General features: G+C 34.3%; 11 protein-coding genes. 3 read left to right on the forward strand and 8 right to left on the reverse strand.

The window, feature by feature from the left end; all coding sequences use genetic code 11:
* Positions 1-271: 271 nt before the first annotated feature.
* Positions 272-1963 carry an ABC transporter ATP-binding protein gene (locus HB672_RS03500; protein ID WP_167607777.1) on the reverse strand — a complete coding sequence of 564 codons (1692 nt, stop codon included), beginning with the start codon at positions 1961-1963 and terminating at the stop codon, positions 272-274.
* A 201-nt stretch (positions 1964-2164) separates the two neighbouring features.
* Between HB672_RS03500 and HB672_RS14675 the strand changes: the two genes are divergently transcribed.
* Together HB672_RS14675 and HB672_RS03520 are read left to right on the forward strand one after the other, a co-directional pair.
* A complete protein-coding gene (locus HB672_RS14675; RefSeq protein ID WP_244306570.1) occupies positions 2165-6550 on the forward strand; it encodes an immunoglobulin-like domain-containing protein in 4386 nt (1461 codons plus the stop codon).
* A gap of 122 nt (positions 6551-6672) precedes the next feature.
* A complete protein-coding gene (locus tag HB672_RS03520; RefSeq protein WP_167607780.1) occupies positions 6673-11676 on the forward strand; it encodes an immunoglobulin-like domain-containing protein in 5004 nt (1667 codons plus the stop codon).
* Between the two features lie 53 nt (positions 11677-11729).
* On the opposite strand, the gene HB672_RS03525 is transcribed toward HB672_RS03520, so the two are convergent.
* The 7 genes from HB672_RS03525 to hemC are packed head-to-tail and all read right to left on the reverse strand — an operon-like array spanning position 11730 to position 18252.
* A complete protein-coding gene (locus HB672_RS03525) occupies positions 11730-12443 on the reverse strand; it encodes a 3'-5' exonuclease (protein WP_167607782.1) in 714 nt (237 codons plus the stop codon).
* A gap of 33 nt (positions 12444-12476) precedes the next feature.
* On the reverse strand, positions 12477-12950 hold the full coding sequence (locus HB672_RS03530) for a methylated-DNA--[protein]-cysteine S-methyltransferase (protein ID WP_167607784.1): 474 nt from the start codon (positions 12948-12950) through the stop codon (positions 12477-12479).
* A gap of 5 nt (positions 12951-12955) precedes the next feature.
* Positions 12956-14074: a hemolysin family protein gene (locus HB672_RS03535; RefSeq protein ID WP_167607786.1), complete on the reverse strand. Its 1119-nt coding sequence runs from the start codon at positions 14072-14074 to the stop codon at positions 12956-12958.
* A 26-nt stretch (positions 14075-14100) separates the two neighbouring features.
* Complete coding sequence (locus HB672_RS03540; RefSeq protein WP_167607788.1) at positions 14101-15417, reverse strand: serine hydrolase; 1317 nt, start codon at positions 15415-15417, stop codon at positions 14101-14103.
* A gap of 2 nt (positions 15418-15419) precedes the next feature.
* Positions 15420-15956 (reverse strand): GNAT family protein, encoded by a 537-nt coding sequence (locus tag HB672_RS03545; RefSeq protein ID WP_167607790.1) that lies wholly within the window; start codon positions 15954-15956, stop codon positions 15420-15422.
* On the reverse strand, positions 15956-16717 hold the full coding sequence (locus HB672_RS03550; protein ID WP_167607792.1) for an EI24 domain-containing protein: 762 nt from the start codon (positions 16715-16717) through the stop codon (positions 15956-15958). Before HB672_RS03550 ends, HB672_RS03545 begins: the two co-directional genes overlap by 1 nt.
* A gap of 2 nt (positions 16718-16719) precedes the next feature.
* Positions 16720-18252 carry a hydroxymethylbilane synthase gene (hemC, locus tag HB672_RS03555; RefSeq protein ID WP_167607794.1) on the reverse strand — a complete coding sequence of 511 codons (1533 nt, stop codon included), beginning with the start codon at positions 18250-18252 and terminating at the stop codon, positions 16720-16722.
* 145 nt (positions 18253-18397) lie between these two features.
* Here hemC and HB672_RS03560 point away from each other — a divergent pair, with 145 nt between their 5' ends.
* Positions 18398-21487 (forward strand): glycosyl hydrolase, encoded by a 3090-nt coding sequence (locus HB672_RS03560; protein WP_167607797.1) that lies wholly within the window; start codon positions 18398-18400, stop codon positions 21485-21487.
* The last annotated feature ends 138 nt before the right edge of the window (positions 21488-21625 follow it).

Consider the following 21625-nt stretch of genomic DNA (forward strand, 5'->3'; position numbering starts at 1 on the left):
TGAAACGAATCAAATGTTAAAATTTTATGCATTTCATCGATTTAATATGTTTTTAAACGAATTAGTTTAAATATTTGTTTCATATTAGCAGTCCCCAAATAAACCAAATTAAAATAACAGATTTGCCCCAAATCTACCATGAATTTAGCTTATGAATTTAGCCCCAAATCTACCAGAACCTACTTATAGATTTAAGAACATTTTTACGAGCATTCAAAACACAAAAAGACTCCTTAGGAGTCTTTTGCGTTTAGTAAAAAAATTGTTCATGCTATAATCCTTTTGGGATAGCGTCTATAAGTGTTTTTGTATATTTTTCCTTAGGATTGGCATAGATACTATCTGCCTCTCCAAGTTCTTCTATGTTGCCTTGATTCATCACAAGAAGCTGGTCACTCATATATTTTACAACTGCTAAATCGTGTGATATAAAGATGTAAGTAAAGCCAAAGTTATCTTTTAGTTCGTTCAATAAATTTAATACTTGTGCTTGTACCGAAATATCTAATGCCGAAACAGATTCGTCACAAACAATAAGCTTTGGTTGTAAGGCTATGGTCCTAGCTATACCAATTCGTTGTCGTTGACCACCAGAAAATTCATGAGGATATCTGTTAAAATATTCGGCAGATAAACCAACACGTTCTAAAAGCTCTAAAGCTTTTTCTTTCCGTCCTTTTGAAGAGTTATACAAACCATGAACTTTCATAGGCTCCATAATGGCATTTCCTATGGAAATTCTTGGGTTTAATGATGCATAAGGATCTTGAAAAATAATTTGAATATCTTTTCTAAGCGTTCTTAATTCTTTTTTCGAAAGCTTTGTTATATCTATTCCTTTGTATAAAATACTACCAGCACTTATTTTATGTAACTGCAAAATGGCATTTCCTAAGGTAGATTTTCCACAACCAGATTCTCCAACAAGACCAAGTGTTTCACCTTCATAAACTTTAAAGCTCACATCATTAACAGCTTTAAATACTGATGACTTACCAAAAAACCCATGATTAGTTAGATATTCTTTACTAACATTTTTAATCTCTAGTATTGGAGGTTTCGAGTATAATGCTTCGTGTTTTTGTACTCTTTCTTGAGATGAGACAACAGTATCTAAAATGTTGTTGTTCATATAATCATCAATTGTAGGAAGTTGTTTTAACCTAACGTTTAAAGACGGTTTGGAGTTAATTAATGCTTTTGTATATATATGTTGTGGATTTTTAAAAATAGCTTCTGAAGGTCCTTGTTCAACGATTTCACCTTGATACATTACTAGGACTCTATTTGCTATTTCAGACACCAAAGACAGATTATGTGAAATAAATATAATGCTCATTTCAAAGATCTTTTGTAAGTCTTTGAGAAGTAAAATAATGTCTTTTTGGACTGTTACATCCAATGCTGTTGTTGGCTCATCTGCAATTAACAATTTTGGTTTACAAGCAATAGCCATAGCAATCATAACACGTTGTTTTTGGCCGCCAGAAATTTCGTGAGGATACTTGCTAAAAATAACATTTGGATTTGGAAGTTTTACTTTTTTAAACAGATCCAATACTTCATTTTTAGCTTGATTTTTTGTTAGCTTGGTATGTTTTAATAACACCTCCAATACTTGTTTTCCACACATCATAGAAGGATTTAAAGAACTCATAGGCTCTTGAAAAATCATAGCGATATCATTACCACGTATTGATTCAAAATTTTTGTCATCAAGGGTAGTTAAATCTTGATTTTCAAAAACTATTTCACCGTTATCTATGGTGCAATTTTGCTTTGGAAGAAGTCCAGAAATAGCTAAAGATGATACCGATTTTCCACTTCCAGATTCTCCTACAATTCCTAATATTTCATTTGTAAATAGGTTATAGGAAATCCCTTTAATGACTTTTGAAACAACAGAATTGTTAGTAAACGAAATCTCGAGATTCTTAACAGATAGCAAGTGCTTTTTAACCATGCTTAAAAGTATAAAAAATAATTGCTTTTAGTTAGTAATTAACAATTGATAAGATTTTTCCTCACACATTTTACGGGAAAACCATAAATCTAAAGAAAGTTGAATTTATTTATTAACAAAAGGGATACAATTGTTAAAGAGTTACTAAAATTTTACTACTTTCAAAAGAATGTTAATCCCTTTTTAAACAATTTATTTAATATGAAAAAAACACTACTACTGTTCATTTTATGTATGAGCACTACATTAATTTTTGGTCAAAGCAAGTCGTTTTGGCAAAAAGAAACTCCAGCTAGTAACTCAAGAGTAATGGAGTCTAAAAAATCATTACCAATGTTGCAGACATATAGTTTGGACATGAAGGAAATGAAGCATGCTTTAAAAAACGCACCACTTAGAGGGAGTTTTTCAGGTCAATCCAATTTAGTTATTGCATTTCCTAACCACGAAGGAGTTTTGGAACATTATAGAATTATTGAGGCTCCAGTAATGGATCCTAAATTAAGTTTAAAGTATCCTGGAATTAAGTCGTATGCAGGACAGGGGGTTGAAGACCCTTCAGCTAGAATTCGTTTTAGTGTTTCGCCTTCAGGATTACAAAGTATGCGACTATCTTCAAATAGTGAGGCTGCATTTATTGAACCTATAACAAAGGATTTTTCTCAATATACAGTTTATAAAAGAAGTGATAAAACAGCAGACTTTGATGATTTTGCATGTGAAGTAACATCTAAAGCTAGTAAAATTATGTCTGGAAATAGCGCTTTAAGAAACGCTGATGATGGTGTTTTAAGAACCTATAGATTAGCAGTGTCTGCTACAGGAGAGTATACTCAATATCATGGTGGCACAAAAGCTCAAGCATTAGCAGCAATTAATACAACTATGACAAGGGTTAATGGTATTTTCGAAACAGATTTTAATGTAACAATGGTTTTAATTGCTAATACTGATGATGTAATTTATACGAGTACTAATAGCGATCCATATGGCAATACAACATCTGGATATAATAGTGCGCTTCAAAGCACTTTAACAAGTGTGATAGGAGAATCAAATTATGATATAGGTCATTTATTTGCAAACCTTCAAAATAATGGAAATGCTGGATGCATTGGGTGTGTATGCGTTAATGGACAAAAAGGAAGTGGCTGGACTTCGGCAACTGTTCCTGTTGGAGATTTCTTTGATGTAGACTATGTGGCTCATGAAATGGGACATCAATTTGGAGCTAATCACACATGGACACATGGAGGTAATGAAGGTACGAATGTTCAAATGGAACCTGGGAGTGGTTCAACCATTATGAGTTATGCTGGTATAACAGGCGCAACAGATGTGCAAGCCAATGTTCATCCTAATTTTCATGCAGCATCAATCGAACAGGTGACAGATTATGTAAAAACTACTAGTTGCCAGACGAATACACCTACTGGTAATTCGGTTCCAACAGCAGATGCTGGAGCTAATTATACTATTCCAAAAGGGACACCTTTTGTATTAAATGGGGTGGGTACTGATGCAGATACAGGTAATGTACTTACTTATAGTTGGGAACAAATGGACGAGAATAATGCTTCAAGCACTTATCCAAGCGTAACAGCCACAACAGGAGTTGCCTTTAGAGCATATGAGCCAACAACGAATACTAATAGATACTTCCCAAGATTAGAAACAATAAAAACAGGAGCTACATCATGGCAATGGGAAGCAGTACCTAATGTTGCTAGAAACCTAAATTTTAGACTAACTGTAAGAGATAATGTTGCAGGAGGAGGAGCGAATAATAGTGATGATATGATTGTTACTGTAAATGGGACAGCTGGACCATTTTTGGTAAGCGCTCCAAATACAAATGTTACGTGGAACGCAGGAACAACCCAAACTGTAACTTGGGATGTTGCTGGAACTACAGGTAATGGAGTTAATGCTGCAAGTGTAGATATTTATCTTTCAACTGATGGAGGTGATACATATACAACTTCTTTAGCATCTGGAGTTCCAAACGATGGATCTCATGATATTTTAGTGCCAAATAATGTGGGGACACAAAATCGAATTATGGTTAAGGGAACTAATAATATTTTCTTTGATATTTCTAATACTAACTTTACAATTGAAGGACAAGTAGTATGTAATGCAACAACTCCAACAGGTTTGGCTGCATCTAGTATTGGAGCTGATACAGCTACTTTAAGTTGGGATGCAGTTGCAGGAGCTTCTTTCGATTTGGATTATAGACAAGTGGGAGCAGGTTCTTGGACTACTATTTCTGTTAATGGTATTTCAGAAGTGTTATCATCTTTAAGTCCACTAACGCAATATGAAGCAAAGGTTAGAAGTAAATGTCCTGACACGTCTACATCTACATATAGTGCGACTATTAATTTTACAACAACTGATGTACAGTTAAACTACTGCAATTCGGCAAGTACTAATATAAATGATGAGTATATAGGCAGAGTCCAATTAAATACTATAGATAATGCTTCTGGAGGTCAATTTTATACTGATTTTACTAACATATCAACCACTTTAACTAAAGACAGTCAATATACAATTACTGTAACTCCAACTTGGACAGGAACTGTTTATAGTGAAGGGTATTCAGTTTGGATTGATTATAATAGAGATGGAGATTTTGCTGATGCAGGGGAGCAAGTATGGACGCAATCTGCAACAAAAAACACACCAGTTAGTGGGAGTTTTACAGTACCATCTTCGGCAGTTGAAAACACTACAACGATGAGAGTGTCCATGAAGTATAATGGAATTCCAACATCTTGTGAAACATTCACTTATGGCGAAGTTGAAGACTACACCATTATTATAGAAGGATCTACACCAGATACTACGGTACCAGTAATTACTTTAAATGGTGCTTCAATAATGAATTTAACAGTTGGTGACACATACACCGAACAAGGAGCTACAGCTATTGATAATATTGATGGAGATTTAACCTCAAGTATAGTGGTTGGAGGAGACACTGTTGACACTAATATGGTTGGCACTTATGTTGTAACATATAATGTGAGTGATGCAGCTGGAAACGTTGCGGCAGAAGTAACACGAACAGTTAATGTTGGACCAGATACTACGGCACCAATAATTACCTTAAATGGAGCTTCTACAATTAACATTAATATAGGAGGCGTATACACAGAGCAAGGGGCTACAGCTACCGATAATGTAGATGGAGATTTAACCTCAAGTATAGTAATTGGAGGAGATGTAGTAGACACAAATACAGCAGGGACTTATGTGATTACCTATAATGTAAGTGACTTAGCTGGTAATGCAGCAACAGAAGTAACTAGAACTATTGTTGTTGCTCCAGATACTACAGCACCAGTAATTACCTTAAATGGATCTTCTACAGTTAATCTTAATTTAGGAGACACATATACAGAACAAGGAGCTACTGCTACCGATGATGTAGATGGAGATCTAACTGCAAGTATAGTAGTTGGAGGAGACACTGTTGATACGAATACAGCAGGAACATATGTAATAACCTATAATGTTAGCGATACTGCTGGTAATGCTGCTACAGAAATTACTAGATCAGTAATTATAGCACCAGACACCACAGCGCCAGTAATTACTTTAAATGGCGCATCAACAATAGATTTGACAGTTGGAGATGCATATACAGAACAAGGAGCTACAGCAACAGACAATGTAGATGGAGATTTAACCTCAAGTATAGTAATTGGAGGGGATGCTGTTAATACAAATACTGTTGGTGTTTATGTAGTAACATACAATGTAAGTGATGCAGCTGGAAATGTAGCTTCTCAAGTTAATAGGACGGTTAATGTTAATCCAGTAGTAACTGATGTAACCTTAAACCAAGGATTCTTTGAAACTGGTTGGGATGGTTGGTCCGACGGCGGAAGTGATTGTGCGAGAGTATCGGATGCAACTCGTTCTTATGAAGGAAATTATTCTATTAGAATTAGAGATAATTCAGGAACTGCTTCGGCAATGACTTTATCGAATATAGATGTTACACCATTCTCGCAAGTAGAAGTAGATTTTTATTTCTATGTGCGTAGTATGGAAAACAATGAAGATTTTTGGTTACGTTACTATAATGGATCAAGTTGGACAACAGTTGCAACCTGGACTAGAGGTGTAAATATTAATAATAACACATTTTATAATGCTACTATTACATTAACAGCAGCACAATATAATTTTGCTGCTAATTCTGGCTTTAGATTCCAAAATGATGCTTCGGGAAATAATGATCAAATATTTATTGATCAAGTAACTATTACTGGAACAAATTCTGCAAAAGGAGTTAATAATAATTTAGTTGTTGTTGGTGGTGGTCAAACTGAAAGAGGAGGTTTTGAAGAAGATTTCAAAATGTATCCAAATCCAGTAAAAGATATACTTAATATTCAATTACCAGAAGGGAAAGCATTTACTTTTGCTATTAGAAACATGTTAGGACAAACAGTAATGAAAGGTGATTCCGACGGAAAAATAAATGTTACTAATATTAGATCTGGTATGTATTTAATAGAAGTGAATGATGGAGAAGAGAAAATGACTAGAAAATTTATTAAAGAATAATCTATAACTAATTTTAAACTTTAAAGCCTAGATTAAAAATCTAGGCTTTTTATTTACTTTTTTTGATTAAAAAGACTATTTTTAACTTAATCCCACTTAACAATAATATATAACTAAAAAGCATGAGAAAACTATTACTATTGGTGCTATTTTTAAGCACTACATTTACTTTTTCGCAAAGTAACGATTTAAAAAAAGCTGAAGCTTTCATAGAGGCAAAAGGCGAAATCACATTTACATTTAAGGTCAACAACTTAAACGACTTAAATGATATTACAAGACAATTATCAATTGTAAATTTTGATAAGGAAACAAAAACAGTAAAAGTTTGGGCTAATGAAAGTCAATTTAATAACTTTTTAAGTAGAAATATTCCTTTTAAAGTTGAAACTTCAGATAATACCGCAAAGGCTGAAGAATTACAAATGACAAGTTCTGCTAATAGCAGAGCTTCAAACCTAACATTTCCATTAACAGCTTATCCAACTTATGCAGATTATGCACTACAAATGGCAAATTTTGCAGCAGATAACCCATCAATATGCCAATTAGTTGATATTGGAGGTACAGGTGAGGGTGTTTCAGGAGGGAACAAAAGATTGTTGTTCATAAAACTCTCAGACAACATAGGAGTTTCAGAAAACGAGCCAAAATTAATGTATACATCTTCCATGCATGGTGATGAAATTGCTGGTTTTCCAATGATGTTAAATCTTATAGATTATTTTATTACAGCATATAAAGACGTGTCTCATGCGGACCATGCAAGGGTTAAGAATTTAATAGATAATTCTGAAATCTGGATAAATCCAATGGCAAATCCAGATGGAACATATTATAATAGCCCATCAAATACATCTGTTGCAAATGCTAGAAGAGGAAATGTAAATGGGTATGATTTAAATAGAAATTATCCTGATAATATAGCTGGTCCACATGATGATGGAAATGCATACCAAGTTGAGACTTTAGCTTTTATGAATCTTGCAGACAATAATCATTTTATATTATCTGCAAACTTCCATGGAGGTATTGAAGTAGTTAATTACCCTTGGGATAATACTTCAGCTAGACATCCAGATGATGATTGGTATATGCATGTAAGTAGAGAATATGCAACCAATGCTCAAAATAACAGCCCTTCTGGATACATGGATGCTTTAAATAATGGAATTACTCATGGAGCAGATTGGTATTTAGTTTATGGTGGTCGTCAAGATTATATGAACTATTATCAACAAACTAAAGAAGTTACAATAGAATTGTCTAATACAAAACTACCAGCCGCAAGTCAATTAGTAAACTATTGGAATTATAATAAAGAAGCTTTAATAGATTATTTAGTACAAGGGACTTATGGTTTTTCAGGAGTTGTTAAAGATGCCGTTACAGGCAATCCAATTGAGGCTACAGTAAAAATAGCTAATCATGATGCTTTAGGCTCTTGGACAAAAACAACATTGCCACATGGAGGCTATTTTAGACCAATAAAAGCAGGGACTTATGATATAATTTTTGAAGCGCCCTGCTATCAGTCTTTTACGCTTACCGGACAAATAATTTCAGATTATCAAGGGGTTAATTTACCAGAAGTAACATTAACACCTATTGGAGCAACCTCACCTACAGGAGTAGCTGCTGCTAATTTAGGAGCTAATACCGCAACAATTAATTGGGATGATCTAGGAGCTACTTACGATTTAAGGTATAAAGAAACAGCTTCAAGTACTTGGATTGATGTTCTAGACATTAGCTCTAATACGCAAGATTTATTAGGCTTATTGCCAACTACTCAATATGAAGTACAAGTTAGAAGTAAGTGTGCTGGTAATACTTCACCTTATAGTACATCTGTCAATTTTACAACATCAGATGCTGCTCCAGTTAACTATTGTGATTCGAGTGGAAATACATCGTATCAAACTGGAATTACGCGAGTGATATTTGGAGCAATTGATAATATTGACGGTCCAGCAAAAAATGTTGGATATGAAGACTTTACTAACCTTAGTACAACAGTCACTCATTCTTCTTCTGAAAACCTTACAGTATATGTTAATACAGATGGAAATTATAGGGTTGATACATTTGTTTGGATTGATTGGAATCAAAATGGAGATTTCACAGATAGTGGGGAAGCTTATGACTTAGGAAACATAAGTAATGTGTCTAACGGAGCTATGCCAACTTTGTCAATTTCTATTCCTGTAAGTGCAGAAACCGGAAGTACTAGAATGAGAGTTTCAACTAGATACAATAATAACCCTACTTCTTGTCAAACTAATTTTGACGGAGAAGTTGAAGACTATACTGTAACTGTTCAAAGTTTAGTAGACACTACAGCACCAGTAATTACACTAAATGGTTCTTCTACCATAGATTTAGATTTGGGCGATACTTATGTAGAAGAAGGAGCTACAGCTAGTGATAATAAAGATGGAGATATTACAGCAAATATTGTTGTAGGAGGAGACACTGTTGACACAAATACAGCAGGAGCTTATGTAGTAACATACAATGTAAGTGATGCTGCAGGTAATGCTGCAACAGAGGTTGTGAGAACAGTAAATGTTATACCAGACACAACCGCACCAGTAATTACTTTGATAGGATCATCAACGATAGATTTGAATGTAGGAGATGCGTACACCGAACAAGGAGCTACAGCTAGTGATAATAAAGATGGAGATATTACAGCAAATATTGTTGTAGGCGGTGCTACTGTTGACGCAAATACAGCAGGAGCTTATATAGTAACATATAATGTAAGTGATGCTGCGGGTAATGCTGCAACAGAAGTAACTAGAACAGTAAATGTTATACCAGACACAACCGCACCAGTAATTACATTGGTAGGGTCGTCGCCAGTTAATTTAAATGTGGGAGATGCTTATACAGAGGAAGGTGCTACAGCTATCGACAATATAGATGGAGATATCACGGCAAATATAGTTGTTGGAGGCGATATAGTAGACACAAATATTGCTGGGACATATATAGTAACTTATAATGTGAGCGATGCAGCAGGTAATGCTGCAACAGAGGTTGTGAGAACAGTAAATGTTATACCAGATACTACAGCACCAGTAATTACATTGGTAGGGTCGTCGCCAGTTAATTTAAATGTGGGAGATAGTTATACAGAAGAGGGAGCAACAGCAAATGATAATAAAGATGGAGATATTACGGCAAGCATAGTAATTGGAGGCGATGTAGTAGACACAAATATTGCTGGAGCATATATAGTAACTTATAATGTGAGCGATGCAGCAGGTAATGCAGCAACAGAAGTAACTAGAACAGTAAATGTTGTACAAGACACTACAGTACCAGTAATCACATTGAATGGTGCCTCTACAATAAACCTTAATTTAGGCGATACTTATACAGAACAAGGAGCCACGGCTACCGATAATATAGATGGAGATATCACAGCAAATATAGTTGTTGGAGGCCCAGTGGTAAATGTTAATTTAGCAGGAACTTATATAGTTACATATAATGTAAGTGATGCTGCAGGAAATGCGGCAGCAGAAGTAACAAGAGCTGTTATAGTAGCACCAGATACAGCTGTACCAGTAATTACATTAAATGGATCTTCTACAATTAATCTTAGTATTGGAGACAATTATATAGAACAAGGAGCAACGGCTACCGATAACATTGATGGAGATATTACAGCTAATATTATAGTTGCAGGAGCAACAGTAAACACAAATATTGCAGGAACCTATATAATAACCTATAACGTGAGTGATGCTGCAGGAAATGCTGCAGCTCAAGTAACTAGAACAGTTATAGTTTCGGAACCAATAATAGGTTGTTCTGGAGGAATTTCTTCATTCCCTTATGCAGAAGGCTTTGAAAATACGTTAGGAGCATGGACACAATCTTCTTCTGATGATTTAGATTGGATCGTAGATGCTAGTGGTACACCATCAAATAATACAGGACCTTCTAGTGCTGTGCAAGGGAGTTATTACATTTATGTTGAAGCTTCTGGAAATAATACAGGATATCCAAATAAAAGAGCAATTTTAAATTCTCCTTGTTTTGATTTAAGTGCATTAACAGAAGCGACATTCAGCTTTAAATATCATATGTTTGGTGATTCGGACATGGGAACCATAGATCTTGAAATAAGTAATGACGAAGGAAGTACTTGGACAAGCATTTGGAGTCAATCTGGAAACAAAGGAAACTCATGGCAAACGGCTAATGTTGATATTTCTGCCTATACTGGAGGAGGTGTTCAACTGCGATTTAACAGATTTGTAGGTGGTACTTGGAAAGCTGATATAGCTGTTGACGATGTTAGTTTAGTAGAAGGAGGTGTTGTAGTAACACCGTGTTCAGGAGGTATTACATCATATCCTTATACAGAAGGCTTTGAGAACACATTAGGAGCGTGGACACAATCTACAGTAGATGATATTAACTGGACAGTAGATGCAAATGGCACGCCTTCTAATAACACTGGTCCTTCTAGTGCAGTTCAAGGTAGTTATTATATTTATGTTGAAGCTTCTGGTAATGCTACGCCAAGTAAGCAAGCCATTATTAATTCGCCTTGTTTTGATTTAAGCGGACAATCTTCTGCGACATTTAGTTTTGGATACCATATGTATGGATCATCAGATATGGGAAGCATTGTATTAGAGGCTAGTGTTGATAATGGGGTTACTTGGGAAAGTATTTGGAGTGAATCCGGAAACAAAGGAAACACTTGGTTAACAGCAAACGTTAATCTTGTAGATTATGTTGGAGGAAGCGTCCAGTTACGATTTAATAGAGTAACAGGAGGTACTTGGCAGGCAGATATTGCCATAGATAATGTAAGCTTAAATGCAACATCCTTAGCTAGAAGTAGTACTGCAAAAACTTCTAAAAGTGGTGATGACAGTTCAATTAAATTATATCCTAATCCAGTGAAGGGCAATAATTTGAATGTAATAACCTCTCTCAAAGATGTATCTTATGAAGTTTATAATATGCTTGGACAAATAGTTTCTAAAGGGAAAGTGACTAATAATAAAGTAGATGTAAGTGATTTAGAATCTGCTGTTTATCAAGTTAAATTTACTGCCGAATCTAAAGTATATATCAAACGATTTATAAAAGAATAAGCACCTTTATAAATTTAAAAATAAAAGCCCTGGTTTTTTTAACCAGGGCTTTTTTATATATGAACTATTTCATCATCAGCTAACAAATCATCACCACGTAAGCGTAAAAATATTTGTGCTACAGCAATGGTATCTTTTTCACAGTAAGTAATAATTCTGTCTATCTCCTTTTCTTCATAATATACACGATATACTTCACTGCCGTCAATATCGTCTTTAGGCGAAGGTATGCCTAATACATTCGTTAACAGTTTCAAGGATGTGTAGGTTTTATAATCTCCAAATTTCCATAGTTCCAAAGTATCTAAATGAGGAACTTCCCATGGTTTTTTACCAAACAGATTTAATTTATAAGGCAATGTTATATTATGAATAATCATACGTCTTGCAATGTATGGGAAATCAAATTCCTTACCATTATGAGCACATAATAAATGCTTAGTTTGACTAAAATGTGTGATTAATAAATTTTTAAAATCTTTTAGTATTTTAATCTCATCACCAAAAAATGAGGTGACTCTAAAATTTCTAATATCACCTTGATTAGAAAAATAGCCTACGGAAATGCATATAATTTTACCAAATTCAGCCCAAATACCTGCTCGTTCATAAAACTCTTCAGCAGTAAAATCGTCTTTTCGCTGGTATTGCGATTTGAGTTCCCAAAGAGCTTGTTTGGTTTCATCTAAGTCTGAAAAATGTTGTGTTTCAGGAACTGTTTCTATATCTAAAAATAATATGTTTTCTAAATTGAGTTTGCTAATCATGATGTAACTGTTTGATTAGACTAAAGATAAGAATTAAAATAAAGATTGTTGCTTATAAGGACTTTCGTGTTCTATCAACCATTGTTTTCTATGAAGTCCTCCAGCATAACCTGTTAAACTTCCATCACTACCAATAACACGATGACAAGGTACAATAATCCAAAGCGGATTTTTGCCATTAGCATTTGCAACAGCCCTAATGGCTTTAACATCTCCAAGATCTTTAGATAATTGTAGATAAGAAGTGGTTTTTCCATAAGGAATTGCAAGTAATGCATTCCAAACTCTTTTTTGAAAATCGGTTCCCTGAGGATTTAAGTTTAAACTGAAATCGGTTCGTTCGCCATTAAAATATTCTTCTAATTGACGAACACCATCTTCTAAAATTTCTGGAATAATATCAGAAGTTGCAATATTGTTGTTTAATACAGTGAGTGAAGATAGTCCATGCTCATCTCCTTCTAATTTAGCAAATCCTAAAGGCGTTTTTACAATGCAGGATTCCATACATGCTATTCTTCAGGGTTGTTTTCTTCTATCAAACCTAAACGTTTTGCCCTAGTTTCCCAGCTTTTTCTAGCTAGTAATTGCAAGTCAGCAACATTATCACTCTCATCCATAATTTCAAGTCCTAAAAGTGTTTCAATTACATCCTCCATAGTGACCAGACCACTAACCGAACCATATTCGTCAACCACTAAAGCCATGTGGTTTTTACTTTCAACGAGCTCTTCAAACAATTTTGGAATTGGCATACTTCTATTAACGATGATAATGTTTCGTTTTACATCTGATAATTTTTTTGTGCCATTCCCAAAGGCCATTTCCTTAAAGACATCATCTTTTAAAACCAATCCAGTAATATTATCTGGAGTATCTGTAAATACAGGTATTCTTGAAAATCGAATGTTATGATTATTGTTAAAAAACTCCTCAATGGTCATGGTCTCTATTTCAGCCTTCATAACAGTTCGAGGCGTCATAACATCTTTAGCATGAATATCTTTAAAGTTCAATAAATTTTTAATGACTTTACTTTCCGATTCTTGAAATACCCCTTCTTCATGAGCAATATCTGTCATGGCGATAAAGCTTTCCCTACTCAATATACTGCCATGTCCTTTCCCTCCAATAAGCTTAGTTGTAAGTTGTAATAACCATAAAATCCCTGTCCATTTTAACGGAAAAATTAGAATATTTAATGCAGTAGTTGTAAAGTGAGCTAGTTGTTTCCAATAGGTGGCACCAATGGTTTTCGGAATAATCTCTGAAGCTACCAATATCAAAATTGTCATGATGGTTGATACAACACCAACCATAACATCCTCAGTAAATGGAATACCTAATATTTTTTGTGATGCGCTTCCATATTGTTCGGCATAAACAACTTTTGCTTGCACACCAACAAGAATGGCACCAACTGTATGCGCAATGGTATTGAGCGTTAAAATAGCAATAAGTGGTTTGTCAACATCTTTCTTTAGAGTTTCTAAATCCTCGGCGTAAGGCTTGTTTTCTTGCCTTTTTATATTGATAAATGTTGGCGTTACACTTAACAAAACGGCTTCCAAAATAGAGCACAGAAAGGAAAAGAAAATTGAAATTATTGCGTAAAAAATCAGTAGATTCATAGTGTGCCTTTAAGGGTTCAAAAGTACTAATTATTTGTCAATTTTTCTTCGATAATCGGACTAGTGTAAAACACCTGTTGTAATTTGGGGCGAACGTTTAAATTATAGATATTTCGATGCGTTCTACTTGGATACACACGATTGGATAAAAAGATAAACACCAATTCATGTTCTGGGTCTGCCCAAACGAACGTGCCAGTGAAACCAGAATGCCCAAAACTTGTTGGACTTACTTGAGGTGCTGGATAAGCTTCTTTAATACTTAAAGTATCGTTACCAATAATTGGCTTATCAAACCCTAAACCTCTTCTGTTCTCGTTTTCGGGATATTGAATCTTTGTAAATTCCTCAACCGTTGTAGGTTTAAAATATTGTTTTCCATTATAAGTGCCTTTTTGCACTAACATTTGCATGTATTTTGCCATGTCTAAAGCTGTGGCAAACAAGCCTGCGTTTCCTGAAACACCTCCTAATAGCGTCGCATTTTCATCATGAACATAGCCTTTTACATAATCGTTTCTAAAAAGTGAATCTAGCTCTGTTGGAACTATGCTATTTTTAAAGTTTTTGGTAAGGGGATTATACCCTAAAACTTCACATCCTAATGGTTTAAAGAAGTTAGTGTTGAGGTAGTCTTCATAATTTTCACCTGTAATATTTTCAATCAGTGTTGGATAAATCAGTGATGCTAATCCAGAGTAAATATAAGTTTTGTCGTCCCTTACTTTTGAGCGTTTAATTTTTCTAAATACTTTTCTGTTAAATCTATTTTTTACATAGATATTGTTATAGACTTTGTTAGAATAACGTTTTTGACTTGTACTTTTAATAAAGCGATTTTTAGGTTTTCCTTTTCTTAGAACATCACTTAAAAACACTATGTAAGGATTCATTCCTGATTGATGAGCTAAGAGCTCACGAAGCGTTATGTCTTTTTTGTCATTACGGCTTTTCCATGATTTCCAGTAGGTGCTAAAAGGTACATCTAGGTTTAGTTTGCCTTCTTCATAAAGTTTCATGAGTGCTGGTAGTGGACCAGTGATTTTTGTGACCGAAGCAAGGTCATACACATCGTCTTTGGCTACTCTTTGAATACTATCATACGTATGGAAGCCATAGGTTTTATGAAAAATGATGTTTCCTTTTTTTGCGACCAGCAATTGCGCACCAGGAAATGCTTTTTGAGTAATTGCATCATGCATAATTGAATCTACATTGGTTTCAATGTAATTTGAATTTAGTCCAACAGATTCAGGTGTATCATAAATCAATTGTGCAGACACTAAATTTCCAGGAAAAAGAAAAAAGAAATATATAAGGTTTTTAAATGTTTTGGAGATCATATTTATTTCTTAGCTAGTTCATATAATTCCATATCTAAAGGCTTTTTATCAATTGAAGTAAATGCATTTTTCAAAGTTTTAATCCAACTGTAATTATTTTTCATAGCAACTTTCACACTACTAATATTAGTTTTGTGAGCAATAATTTGAAGTGTTTCAAGCTTTAACGTTTCAAAAGCATAATTTGACAATTCTTTTACTGATTTAGATGTTATTCCCTTTCTTTCAAATTGATAACCAATGCAATAGGCAAGTTCCCCTTGCTTTTTATTCCAATCGAGCTCTTTAATATAAATCAAACCAACAATGTCTCTCGTTTTTGATTGTTTTAAGGTGAATAAAAATTCTTTACTGCTATTAAATTCTTTCACTTTTTTACCTACAAATAATTTTGACAGTGTTGGGTTTAAATTTTGTTCTAATGTTTTTGGGAAAAAGTGTTTCAATCGGTCTTCATTTGCAACAATAAAGTTGCAAAGCTTCCAAGCATCATCTTTTTGGATAGGATTAATTTCAAATGAATCAATTTGACCAATCATTATATTTGATGTTCTTTTTTATTGTTTAGTAGCCTCACAGTTTCAGTTGAAGCAGCAGTAACAGACAAAGGCAAAACAAGAATGACTCCAATTAATGGAATTAATAAAAATAACATAAATACGATGCCGTTACCAATAGCAATACCTCGATTTTTTCTAACAAAAGATAGGCTTTCTTTATATTTAAAATGACGCTCCAAGGTGTAATCCATATTACCAAATCCAGCATAATACGCTTGAATAAAAAAGAGTAATAACGAGGTGAACCAGCCAATTACAGGAATTAAACTAATAATTAAAATGATGACTGTCAACCAAAGCTCCATAAATAAATTACGAACATTAATTCTAATACCTCTCCATAACTGTTCTTGAAACGATGTATTTCTGTGCTGATGTATTAGTTTAGAATCTTCACCCAATAAATGCGCCTCGATTTTTTCAGATACAGGACTCATAAAGGGTGCAGACAAAGCCATAATAATGTGCTTGTATAGTACCAATCCTAGAACAATAATAATCAGCCCGCCAAATATTTCACTAATAGTTGTAAAGGTGGCTTTTCCCCATTCCCAAACCCAAATTCTTGAAATAAATTCTCCAATATCATCTGAAAACCCATAGGCAGATACGCCAATAACAATTGCTGTTACAACACTAATAAGCATTGGGATTGCAAAATACTTCCATAGTTTTAGCTTTGAGATTAACTCAAAAGCTCCAGCATACGCTTTTATTCCTATGAAAATATTTTTAATCATTTTTAAGTATAGTTTTCGTTTACTAAATCAATAATACTTTCCACAGTTGGTAGTTTTGCAGCCCTAACATCTTTGAATTTCTTTTTGGCCTCAGTAGCTGTAGTTTCTCCAATACAAAAGGCAATTTTATCTGAATCGTTTTCCTTTAAATAACTTTTGATTGTTAAAGGACTGTGAAACATTACCCCTTCTACTGAATCTTCAACTTTTTCAGCATCATATTTTATTTGATAAGCTTCAACTTTATTAACTTTTATATTGTTATCGCTTAAAATAGTTGATAATTCATCTTCGTTAGAATCACCACAAAAATAAGTGATGTCTATTCCATCAATATATTCCACCAGATATTCAGCTAAAGCTTTTGTGCTTTTTTCAACGTGTTTAACTGGTCCAATTCTTTTTTCGATTAATCGCTTTGTGCGACGACCAACACAATAAATATTTTTGAATTGAAGTTCAGCAGCCGAAAAATTATGAAGCAGTGCCTCAACCGAATGTTTGTTAGCTATAATAACATTGTCTATTGGGTTCCTTACAACTTGTGGTTTAATTCTATTTAAACTAATCTTAACAAAATCTGAACTTTCTGCAATCACGTTTTCATTAAACAACAAGCGTTGATCTGTTGTTAAGGTTTTAGTAGAATAAATATTAGCTTGCTTTGATGAACGCGCAATACTATCCATTAAACTTTTCCCTCCTCGTTCTATCACAAAATCTGCACAATAAGACGCAATCTCATGATGATTGCTAAGTTTTTCAACACGATTTACTTCAATTTTCTTACTGCCATCAGGACTAAGTAAAACACCCTTAAAAGTTACTTCATCCTCCTTAATAAATGTAAGAGCACCAATTGGAGAAGAAGAATCTCCATCAAGTAAATTTAAAAAAGCTCTTTCAATACCTGTACAAATTTCTGTTTCTTCATGATTGAGATCTGCACAAATTTCTCTTATTTCTTCATTTCCTTTTAAAGTCGTAATTATAATGGCGCCTTGTGCAGGCGATGGTATCATCCAGTCTAAATTGATAGAATCCTTAGGTTTTAATCCGAGTCTTCCTAATGCAGCAGCTGAAAAAATGGCTGCATTCCAATCGTTATTATCTTCGAGTTTTTGTAATTGTGTGTTCAAATCACCACTTAAATCAACAATGGTATGTGTTGGATACCTGTTAAGCCATTGCGCACGATGTCTTGAATTACCAACAGCTATTATAGCATCTCTTTGAGATAAAAACTCTTCGTTATTTTTAAACACTAAAACATCTTTAAAATTCCCTCGTTTTAAGACAGCTGCTTGCACAATACCATCAGGTAATATAGTAGAAACATCGTTTAAAGAATGCACAGCAATATCTATTTTATTATATAACAATGCGTTGTCTAATACTTGAGCAAAGTCGCCAATTGATTTTAGAGAAACAATCTCAATTTTATGACCTAATTTTTCCAGCATCTGCTTAACAGCGTTTGCTTGCCATAAGCTTAACGGACTTTCTTGTGTACCAATTTTTATAGTTGTAGACATGTTTTTTTGGGTCTTCTAGTTGAAATTTAATGATAGTTAGAAATTTTTTCAAAGTTAGGAGTTTTTTGTGTTAATAATTAATCTCGCTTAGAAAGAATAATTTTTATTCTTACATTTATTTCCTATAACCAAACCAATAAAAACAATGAAACCATCAACGCTATTTATTGCAATAGCATTATTGCTATTCAATTATTCCCCAACAGAAGCTCAAAACATTAACGAAAATCAGTATGATGCATTAGAGTATCGACTTATAGGGCCTTTTAGAGGTGGTAGAAGTGCTGCAGTAGCTGGAGTGCCAAACCAACCAAACCTATATTACTTTGGAGCAACTGGTGGAGGTATTTGGAAAACTACTAACGGAGGACGAACATGGGAAAACATATCCGACGGTTACTTTGGAGGAAGTATGGGAGCTATTACAGTATCTAAAAGTGACCCAAATGTTATTTACGTAGGAGGAGGAGAGAAAACCGTAAGAGGAAATGTGTCTTCTGGATATGGTATGTGGAAAAGTGAAGACGCTGGAAAAACGTGGAGGGCTTTAGGATTGGAAAAATCAAGACACATACCGAGAATTGCTGTACACCCAACAAATTCCGATATTGTTTATGCAGGAGTTATGGGTAATTTATATAAGCCAACTCAAGAACGTGGTGTTTACAAGAGTACAGATGGAGGAAAAACATGGCGTAAAACACTATTTTCCAATGAACATGCTGGAGTGGTTGATTTACAAATTGATCCATCAAACCCTAGGATTATTTACGCATCCACTTGGCGCATTAACAGAACACCATATAGTTTAAATTCTGGAGGCGAAGGTTCTGCATTATGGAAAAGTACTGATAGCGGCGAAACATGGACTGAAATTTCAAAGAATAAAGGTTTCCCAACAGATACTTTAGGGATTATTGGTGTAACAGTATCTCCTGTAAATAATCAGCGTGTTTGGGCAATTGTAGAAAACAAAGATAAAGGAGGATTGTATAGAAGTGAAGATGGAGGAGAAACCTGGAATTATATTAATAGCGACAGAAACCTACGTCAAAGAGCATGGTATTATACACGTATTTATGCAGATACTAAAGATGTAGATAAAGTCTATGTTTTAAATGTTAGTTACCACAAAAGTACCGATGGCGGAAAAACATTTAGCAGACATGGCGCACCTCATGGTGACCATCATGATTTATGGATTGCTCCTGAAAATCCAGATAGAATGATTATTGGAGATGACGGTGGAGCTCAAGTTACCTATGATGGAGGAGAAACTTGGAGTACCTATCACAATCAGCCAACGGCACAATTTTATCGTGTTACAACTGACAATCATTTTCCATATAGAATTTACGCTGCCCAACAAGATAATTCTACAGTGAGAATTCAGCACAGAACAGATGGTCGTTCTATAACAGAAGATGATTGGGAAAGTACAGCAGGAGGAGAATCGGCACATATTGCTGTTGACCCTAAGAATGATGATATTGTGTATGGCGGAAGTTATGGAGGTTATTTAACACGTGTAAATCACGAACGCGGCACATCTAGAGCTATAAATGTTTGGCCAGATAACCCAATGGGTCATGGAGCAGAAGGGATGAAATATCGTTTCCAGTGGAATTTTCCTATAATTTTCTCAAAACACAACCCTAATAAACTTTATACCTTTTCTCAAAACGTGCATGTTACTGAAAATGAAGGGCAGTCTTGGGAGATTATTAGCCCAGACTTAACACGGAATGATCCTGAGAAACAAAAATCATCAGGAGGGCCTATTACGCAGGATAATACAGCTGTAGAGTATTACTGTACCATTTTTGCCGCTCAAGAGTCGCCTTTGCAAGAGGGATTGCTATGGGTTGGTAGTGATGATGGATTAGTACATGTAACCAGAAACGGTGGACAATCTTGGGATAATGTGACACCAAAAGGAATGCCAGAATGGATGATGATAAATAGCGTGGAGCCTAGTACTTTTGATCCTGGAACTTGTTACATAGCTGGAACAAAATATAAGACGGGAGATTTTGCACCTTATTTATATAAAACGACCGATTACGGTAAAACCTGGACAAAAATCACCAATGGAATTAATCCGGAGCATTTTACAAGAGTAGTTCGTGAAGACCCTAAACGAAAAGGATTATTATATGCAGGAACTGAAACAGGAATGTATATTTCTTTTAACGACGGAAAAAATTGGAAGCCCTTCCAATTAAACTTACCAATTGTCCCAATTACAGATCTTACCATCAAGGATAATAGTTTAATTGTAGCTACTCAAGGTAGAAGTTTGTGGATGATTGATGACTTAACAGTCATTCACCAATTATATAACGCAGACAATTCAGCAAATATATTATTTAAACCTAAAGATACTTACCGAATGGGAGGTGGTAGTTTTAAAGGCAGTAAAACAGCAGGAACAAATCTTCCTAGTGGTGTGATAACGTATTTTAATTTGAATAAATATGATGAAAAAGATGAAGTTTCTTTAACTTATTTTGACACAAAAGGGGATACCATAAAAACTTATAGTACGAAGTCTAAAGACAATAAGTTATCTGTTGAAAAAGGGACGAATCAATTCATCTGGAACACAGTTTATGATGGTGCAGAAAGTTTCCCAGGAATGATACTATGGTCTGGTAGTTTAAGAGGTCCAAGAGCAGTTCCAGGAGAATACAAAGTAAGTTTAAATGTAAATGGAGAAGTACAAAATCAACCATTCACCATTTTGGCAGATCCCAGAGCAGAAAGCACTCTTGATGATATGAAAAAACAATTTGCGTTTATAAAAGATGTTAATAAAACACTAGATAACACACATAAATCCATTAAAAAGATTAGAAAAATTAATGGTAAGTTAGATGATTTTATGGGTCAATATAAAGGCAATGATAATGTTAAAGATTTAGTTGAAAAGGCAAAAAAACTAAAAGAACAATTCTCTGAAATTGAAAAAACATTATATCAAACGAAAAACAGAAGCGGACAGGATCCATTGAATTTCCCGATAAGACTAAATAATAAATTGGCTCATTTAAATTCGTTAGCTGGTAGAGGCGATTTTGAACCTACAGATCAAGCTGTGGCTGTAAAAAATGAGTTAACCAAAAAAATAAACGAACAATTAGTGAAATTCAATGCATTGGTCGATGGAGAAATTAAAGCCTTCAACAAAGCTTTCAATGCTAAAAACCTTAATTATCTTTTCGTTGAAGATTAATCGAGTTTATAATTAAACAAAAAACTCTGCATCTCCTTTTTATAATTTGGTTTGCAGGGTTTTTTGTTCACTAAATCATCAAAATAAAATTTTAAAATATCAATTTAGTCTGTTGGCTTGATTATTGTTATAATTTGC

It is taken from the genome of Gaetbulibacter sp. S0825 (assembly GCF_011777505.1).
Taxonomy (GTDB): domain Bacteria; phylum Bacteroidota; class Bacteroidia; order Flavobacteriales; family Flavobacteriaceae; genus Pontimicrobium.

Coding starts and splice junctions, on each gene's coding strand:
- HB672_RS03500 (WP_167607777.1), bottom strand. CDS start 1,963: ATGGTTAAAAAGCACTTGCTATCTGTTAAGAATCTCGAGATTTCGTTT.
- HB672_RS14675 (WP_244306570.1), top strand. CDS start 2,165: ATGAAAAAAACACTACTACTGTTCATTTTATGTATGAGCACTACATTA.
- HB672_RS03520 (WP_167607780.1), top strand. CDS start 6,673: ATGAGAAAACTATTACTATTGGTGCTATTTTTAAGCACTACATTTACT.
- HB672_RS03525 (WP_167607782.1), bottom strand. CDS start 12,443: ATGATTAGCAAACTCAATTTAGAAAACATATTATTTTTAGATATAGAA.
- HB672_RS03530 (WP_167607784.1), bottom strand. CDS start 12,950: ATGGAATCCTGCATTGTAAAAACGCCTTTAGGATTTGCTAAATTAGAA.
- HB672_RS03535 (WP_167607786.1), bottom strand. CDS start 14,074: ATGAATCTACTGATTTTTTACGCAATAATTTCAATTTTCTTTTCCTTT.
- HB672_RS03540 (WP_167607788.1), bottom strand. CDS start 15,417: ATGATCTCCAAAACATTTAAAAACCTTATATATTTCTTTTTTCTTTTT.
- HB672_RS03545 (WP_167607790.1), bottom strand. CDS start 15,956: ATGATTGGTCAAATTGATTCATTTGAAATTAATCCTATCCAAAAAGAT.
- HB672_RS03550 (WP_167607792.1), bottom strand. CDS start 16,717: ATGATTAAAAATATTTTCATAGGAATAAAAGCGTATGCTGGAGCTTTT.
- hemC (WP_167607794.1), bottom strand. CDS start 18,252: ATGTCTACAACTATAAAAATTGGTACACAAGAAAGTCCGTTAAGCTTA.
- HB672_RS03560 (WP_167607797.1), top strand. CDS start 18,398: ATGAAACCATCAACGCTATTTATTGCAATAGCATTATTGCTATTCAAT.